Annotated in this window: 7 protein-coding genes and 1 pseudogene; 2 read left to right on the plus strand and 6 right to left on the minus strand. The window is 71.8% G+C overall.

All coding sequences use genetic code 11. The features are described 5' to 3' along the window. Window positions 1–320: hypothetical protein (locus tag ACTHMS_RS05940; RefSeq protein WP_440305754.1), on the plus strand; the 320-nt coding region annotated here is incomplete at its 5' end. A gap of 411 nt (window positions 321–731) precedes the next feature. Here ACTHMS_RS05940 and ACTHMS_RS05945 read toward each other — a convergent pair. The 5 genes from ACTHMS_RS05945 to ACTHMS_RS05965 form a co-directional block, all read right to left on the minus strand. After that, complete coding sequence (locus ACTHMS_RS05945; protein ID WP_440305755.1) at window positions 732–1,010, minus strand: type II toxin-antitoxin system RelE family toxin; 279 nt, start codon at window positions 1,008–1,010, stop codon at window positions 732–734. Beyond that, window positions 1,007–1,291 (minus strand): type II toxin-antitoxin system Phd/YefM family antitoxin, encoded by a 285-nt coding sequence (locus ACTHMS_RS05950; RefSeq protein ID WP_440305756.1) that lies wholly within the window; start codon window positions 1,289–1,291, stop codon window positions 1,007–1,009. Before ACTHMS_RS05950 ends, ACTHMS_RS05945 begins: the two co-directional genes overlap by 4 nt. A 392-nt stretch (window positions 1,292–1,683) precedes the next feature. Continuing rightward, window positions 1,684–1,992 carry a hypothetical protein gene (locus ACTHMS_RS05955; protein ID WP_440305757.1) on the minus strand — a complete coding sequence of 103 codons (309 nt, stop codon included), beginning with the start codon at window positions 1,990–1,992 and terminating at the stop codon, window positions 1,684–1,686. Window positions 1,993–2,119: 127 nt separating this feature from the next. After that, window positions 2,120–3,037 (minus strand): LysR family transcriptional regulator, encoded by a 918-nt coding sequence (locus ACTHMS_RS05960; protein ID WP_440305758.1) that lies wholly within the window; start codon window positions 3,035–3,037, stop codon window positions 2,120–2,122. 13 nt (window positions 3,038–3,050) lie between these two features. After that, window positions 3,051–4,112 (minus strand): YeiH family protein, encoded by a 1,062-nt coding sequence (locus ACTHMS_RS05965; RefSeq protein WP_440305759.1) that lies wholly within the window; start codon window positions 4,110–4,112, stop codon window positions 3,051–3,053. A 192-nt stretch (window positions 4,113–4,304) separates the two neighbouring features. On the opposite strand from ACTHMS_RS05965, the gene ACTHMS_RS05970 reads away from it, so the two are divergent. Further along, window positions 4,305–6,446, plus strand: coding sequence for an ATP-binding protein (locus ACTHMS_RS05970; protein ID WP_440305760.1), 2,142 nt, complete (start codon window positions 4,305–4,307; stop codon window positions 6,444–6,446). A 61-nt stretch (window positions 6,447–6,507) separates the two neighbouring features. Here ACTHMS_RS05970 and ACTHMS_RS05975 read toward each other — a convergent pair. Next, window positions 6,508–6,603 (minus strand): annotated as a pseudogene (locus ACTHMS_RS05975) (ATP-binding protein); the annotation flags it as partial.

Here is a 6,603-nt window from a genome sequence, read left to right on the forward strand (position 1 = left end):
CGCTCCGCGACGACAGCGGCATGGTCGCGCTCCGCGACGACAGCGGCATGGTCGCGCTCCGCGACGACAGCGGCATGGTCGCGCACTACTCCGAGCGGTCTCGCCGACGGGCCCTCCAACGTCGCAACTCAGATCGAGTGGGCCAAGGTGGTCGACCGCCCGCCCACGGGTCGCCGGTCTGCGCCTTTGAGGACAGTGCCATGACGAGGAAGCACACGACGATCGCGCCGATCACCAGCAACGTGTGCACGTGCACAAGATTCCCAGATTCAGCCGACCGAACCCACCGCGTCGTCGTGCTCAACGCCTCCTACGCTTGACCACCTCGAAAGTCGCAGTGATCAAACACGCGAACAAGATCGCAAAGACCGCACTGCGCCCCCAAGACTCATGTCCCAAGAAGTGTCTGTACAAGATCCACGCTACGAGGGCGGTGAGGAAGGCCAGAGCTGGCGTTCTACGGAACGAGTCCCACCGCTGGTTCATGATCCGAACTTAGCGGCCCCTGGTGCTGTGCGGTTCCAGCCGTCAAGCGTGAGGAGCGACCTATCGACCACCGGCATGACAGCGCCTGGACCGAGATCGTCCAATCCGCTCGGAACTCGGCATGGTCGTGCACTGCCGTCGGCATGGTCGAGCACTGCGGTGGACGTGGTCGAGCACGCGGTCCGCGTCACGGCCCGTTGCAGATCGCTGATTTCGGAGCAGTCCGCGCCGGCCAATACGCCGGTTCACTGCGTTCGATACGCATCCGAACGAGGGAAGACGCCGACAACGGTGACCATCTGCCTGGTGTCCTCGACGCGGTAGATCACACGGTAGGTGCCGCGCCGCGCGCTGTACCGGTCGTCGAGCGGGGGACGCAGACGCTTGCCGACGCGATGCGGATTGTCGAGCAGCGGACCAATTATGAACTCGTATGCAGCGAAGGCAACCGGCTCGGGCAGCTCCTCCGCGAGCTGTCGACGAGCAGTCGGAGCAACGACGAGTTGGTAGCGCCCTCCGCTCACGCACTCGCTCGCCGGGCACGCATCGCGGCGGCGAGCGTGTCGGCGTCTTCGCCCTCGCCTCGAGCGAGTTCGGCGTCAGCCTCTCTCAGCGCGCGGAGCGCGGCGCCGTCCGAAAGCACGGCGATCGTCTCTTCGAGTGCCTCGAGATCGTCGACGGCGAGGAGGACCGCGCTGGGCCGGCCGTGCACGGTGACGGTCACCCGCTCGTGCTGCGCACTGACGCGGGCGACCAGCTCAGAGAGATGAGCCTTCGCTTCCGCCAACGACGCGAACTCCGACATGGTCATAAGTATGACCATGTCGGGGCGGCGCGTCCAGTGAGCCAATCGCTTGACCCACGGGGACGCGGCCATGTCCGCTGACCAAGGTCAGATTCGAGTCCACGCTCTGTTCGATTGCAGAATTATCGGTGAGTTAATCGAACATGATCTACCCGAGTCCGCAGCGGATCCGCAAGAATTTCCTGCGAGGCCGGATCGAGTCAACATTTACCGATCTCGTCCAAGTGCTTCTAGGCCAGCGAAAATGGGACTTGCAAGCACTTGGCGGCACAACGCGACATTGCCCGAAACTTGCCCGGAGCGGCCTTCCAAACTGATGGTGCGGGTTCGATTCCCGTCGCCCGCTCTCACCCGCCACCGCGCACCGGCACGCCGGGAGGCAGGTCGCCCGGTCAGTCCGCGTAGCTGATCGCGGTGCCGTACATCGTGTACAGGAACTTGCTCGCCGTCTGGCCCTGGACATCGGCGAAGGTGCCCAGGTTGTGCGTCCGGGTGGTGCCATGGACGTTGGCGGTGATCTCGCACCGGACGCCGACGACGCCGTCGAAGCCGTTGTCGACGACCCACTTCACGAGCGCCGCGTGCGCTGCGGCCATCGAGTCGTGCCCGGCCGCCCAGATGAGCATCGAGCGGCTCACGGTGCGGTGCGCGTAGGCGGGGATGACGTCGGTGGTCGACGTGGCGACGTTGGCAGTGCTCACGCGCAGACCCTGGCACGTCCCCCGAGTGCCGACAAGGCAACCGGTACGCCCGGTGCGGGTGCTTCGGGCGGCTCGACCTGCTCGCGATCGACGGCCGGAACGCCGGCGGGACCATCGCGCGCACCGGTCACGAGGGTGCTGCCTGCACCGTGCCCTGGGCGATCCCGATCAGTTCGGCGGCCAGGGGCGGCGGGCGCCGCCCCCGCCACACGGCGGACAGGGGTCGATCGAGCTCGAGGCCGTCGACTGCCAGCTCGGACAGCTCGCCGCTACGGACGGCGGACGCCGCGGCCCGGGCGCTGATGACACCGATCCCGCCGCCGGCCCGGGCCGTGGCGAGGATGGTCGCGGTCGAGCCGAGCTCGGTGGCGTCCGGCAGTTCCGGCGGCTCGCCGAGCGCGTCGGACAGCGCACGCAGGAAGGTCTCCCGCGTGCCGGAGCCCGGCTCGCGGACGAGCAGGGGGAGCCGGGTGAGCTCCCGGACCGTGAGGCCTGTGGGCGGCACGTCGCCCGAGCGGGTGACGAGCGCGAGACGGTCGACACCGACCGTCAGGCAGTGCAGGTCGGGCGGCAGGTCGGGGCTCTCGATGAAGCCGAGGTCGACCCGGCCGGCGCGGACGGCGTCGCACACGTCGTGACTGTTGGCGACCCCGGCGCTGATGGTGGCGTCGGCGTGCCGTCGACGCAGGTCCAGGAGCCAGCCCGGCAGCAGGTACTCGGCGACCGTGAGGCTCGCGACGACGGCGAGACGCGGGACGCCGCCCGTCCGCAGCGAACCGACGCCGTCGGCCATGGCGTGGGCGGCACTCACCACCTCGCGTGCCCAGGTCGCGACCGCCTCACCGGCCGGCGTGAGCCGGCTGCCCTGCGTGGTGCGGATCAGCAGTTCGACACCGAGTTGCCGCTCGAGCCGGTTGAGCCGTTCGCTGGCGCTCGGCTGGCTGATGTGATGCTCGGCCGCAGCGCGTCCGACGCTACCCAGCTCGGCCACCGACAGCAGGAGATCGAGGCTGCGCAGGTCGGTGATCCAGGGCGGGAGCGGCACGTGGCGGACTGTCTCACAGGGGCGAGGCCTGCAGGCCCAGGCTGGTGAGCGAGACGACGATCCAGAGCACCAGCCCGAGCACGAGTGGTCGCGCGCCGGCCCGGCGGAGGGCCCGCACGTCGACCGACAACCCGATCGCTGCCAGCGCGGCGGTGACCAGCACCGGCGACAGGTCACCGAGGACCCGCGCGACGGCCGTCGGGATGCCGCCCGCGCTGTTCAGCGCCACGACGCCGACGAAGGCCACCAGGAACGTCGGGATCAGGCCGGTCGTCGCCCGCACCCGTTCGCGGACGCGTCCCCCAGGTCGGGGCGCACCGGCGGGTGCCCGGGAGCCCAGCCAGAGGCAGATCGGCACGATCATCAGGGTCCGCACGAGCTTCACGACGACCGCATGCGACTCGGCGTCGCCGCCGAAGCTCTGTGCCGCGGCGATGACCGAGGAGGTGTCGTTGACCGCCGTCCCGGCGAAGACCCCGAAGCGCTGCCCCGACATCCCGAGCAGATGCCCCACGGGCGGGAACGTCAGCACGGCGACGATGTTGAAGACGAAGATCGTGCTGATCGCGTAGGCGACGTCGTCGTGGCGTGCGCGGATGGTCGAACTCACCGCCGCGATCGCGGACGCTCCGCAGATGCCGGTGCCGGCGCCGATGAGGACGCGAAGGTCGCGCGGCACCCGCAGTCGTCCGCCGACGACGCGCGCGACGATGAGGCACACGGCCAACGTCCCGAGCATCACCGGCAGCGAACCCACGCCGATATGGCCGAGTTCGCGAAGGGAGAGGTGGACGCCGAGCAGCACCACGGCGAGCTGCAACCCGCGTTCCTGCGTCACTCGCAGCACGCGTGGCGTCCGGGTCGTCCACCGCCGCACCGGGCGGCCGGCGACGACCCCGAGCACGACCGCCACGACCGGCGCGCCGACGACCGGCCATCGCGCGCCGGCTGCCGTCGCCGCCACCGTGGTCAGGACGAGAGCTGCAAGGGCGGGCAGCGACTGCCCGAGCGCGCGGGCCCGCGACGGCGTCGCCCGGGCCGGGCGCGCAGGGACTTGATCGTGCGTCGTCGTCACATCCCCAGCGTCCCGGCGGGACGTGGGGGCCGGTAGCCAGCAAGTCGCGACCAGGTCATAGGCGACCGCTATGGCAGGGTGCGCGCCGTTGCGAGTGGTCTGCCCCTCTTGACCTGCTCGGGACCGACGGCGGAACGCCGGCGGGACCATCGCCCGGCGACCGACCGGTGCAGATGAAGTTAGTGTTAGCTTGTGACCGAGAGCGTCGCTGCGGTTCGTCGTGCTGCCGTGTGGCATGCCGTGCTGCGGGCACTCGCCGTCGCGGCGGTCTACTTCCTCGCGTCCCGCCTCGGTCTCCTCTTCGCCACCCAGTTCGCGGTGAGCCCGTTCTGGCCGCCGACCGGCGTGGCCGTCGCGGCGCTGCTGGTGCTGGGGCTGCGCGCGTGGCCTGGCGTCGCGCTCGGGGCCGCCGCCGTCGAGCTCACCGTGAGCGATCCGCGGGCGGCCGCCCTGATCGTGCTGGGCGATGTGCTCGCGCCGGTGGTCGCGGTCGCCGTGCTGCGGGGCGTCCGCTTCCACCGCGACTTCCGGCGGCTGCGCGACGCGGCGAGCTTCGTGCTGGTGGGCGTGGCCGCCACGGTGGTCAGCGCGAGCCTCGGCACCGTCGGGCTGCATCTCGTCGACGCGTCCGCGCACTGGCGCACCTGGTTCGTCTGGTGGGCCGGCGACGCCACGGGCGTGCTCGTCGTGACGCCCGTGCTGGTGCTGCTCCCGGCGGTGCCGCGGTTGGTGCGCACCGCCGGCCGCGCGCGGCTGGCCGAGTGGGGCGCGGCGCTCGTGCTCACCGGCGTCGTCGGCTGGCTCGGCCTGCTCTCGCACGGCGGGCTGCAGTTCGTCGTGCTGCCGGCGATCGTGTGGTCGGCGCTGCGCTTCGGCGTGGCCGGTGCTGCGCCGTCCGGGCTGCTCGTCGCGCTGCTGGCGGACATCGCCGCGGCGACCAGGGTCGGCGAGTTCGGCGACGGCGGCGTCATCACCCGCATGCTGCACCTGCAGGCCTTCACCGGGGTCTGCGCGCTGACCGGCCTGCTCGTCGCCGGCCTGACGACCGAGCGCGGGCGCGAGCGCCGCGAGGCCGAGCGCACGCTCGAGGCCGCAGTGGCCCGCCGCACGGCCGAGCTGTCGGCGAGCGTGCAGCAGCTGCAGGCGAGCGAGGCCCTGCTCGCCGAGGCCCAGCGGGTCGGCCGCGTCGGCAGCTTCGAGTACGACATCGACGGCGGGCAGGTGCACTGGAGCGCCGAGATGAGCCGGCTCTGGGGCATGCCGGCCGAGCGCCGGGTCGTCACCTACGACGAGTACATCGCCGGACTGCATCCGGACGACCGCGAGCACGTGCTCGCGGTCGTGCGTGACTCGCTGCGCGAGCGGCGGCCGTACGAGTTCGAGCACCGGGTGCGCTGGCCCGACGGCAGCATCCGCTGGCTGCACGCGCGCGGCCGCTTCCGCACCGACGACGACGGGCGCCCGTTCCTGTTCGGCACCTCGCAGGACATCACCGAGGCCCGCGCCGCGGCCGAGGAGCTGCGCCGCGCCAACGCGGAGGAGATGGCGACCCGCCTCGAGTCGGAACGCGCCCTGCTCGACGCGCTCGAGCAGCAGCGCGCGGCCGCCGCCCGCCTGCGCGAGATCGACCGCATGCGCAAGGACGTCGTCGCCACGGTGTCGCACGAACTGCGCACGCCGCTCACCGCGATCACCGGGCTGCTCGACCTGCTGCTCGAGGACGAGGAGGACCCCGAGCGCCGCCCGCTGCTCGGTGCCGCCCACCGCAGCGCCACGCGGCTGACCGAGCTGGTCGAGGACCTGCTGACGATGGCCCGCCTGGACGCGTCCGGCCCGGTGCGGCGCGAGGCGGAGGAGATCGTCGACCTCGGCGCGGTCGTGCGCGAGGCAGCCGCGTCGCTGGAGCAGATCTTCGCCCGGCGCGGGCAGGCCTTCGGCATCGAGCTGCCCGACGGCGGCCTGTGGCCGGTGCTCGGCGACGCCCGACAGCTCGAGCGGGCGGTGGTGAACCTGCTGTCGAACGCGTCGAAGTACACGCCGGACGACGGCCGGGTGCGCGTGCGCCTGACCTCGACCTCGACCTCGGACGTCGTGCACGTGGCGGTCACCGACACCGGGGTCGGCATCCCGGCCGCCGAGCAGGCGAAGCTGTTCGACCGCTTCTTCCGTGCGTCCACCGCCGGCGACCGCCCGGGCACCGGCCTCGGGCTGTCGATCGTGAAGACGATCGTCGATCGCCACGGGGGGCGTCTCGAGGTGTCGTCCGAGCCCGGGGCCGGCTCGACGTTGACCCTCCGCCAGCCGCGCCCGCGGGGGCCTGGCGCGGGGCGGTGACCCCCGCGGCGCCCCCCGCGGCCGCCACCCGCGCTAGCGTATGGTTTCCGGTGAACGTCGAGCCGGCCCCGGGCTCGGACGACACCTCGCGACGCCCCCCGTGGCGATCGACGATCGTCTTCACGATCGACAGCCCGAGGCCGGTGCCCGGGCGGTC

This window comes from Jatrophihabitans sp. (genome assembly GCF_051960575.1).
Lineage (GTDB): Bacteria > Actinomycetota > Actinomycetes > Mycobacteriales > Jatrophihabitantaceae > JBQCEE01.

Excerpts from the sequence above, each read along its gene's own strand:
- ACTHMS_RS05950 (WP_440305756.1), bottom strand. The coding sequence starts at position 1,291 with ATGTCGGAGTTCGCGTCGTTGGCGGAAGCGAAGGCTCATCTCTCTGAG.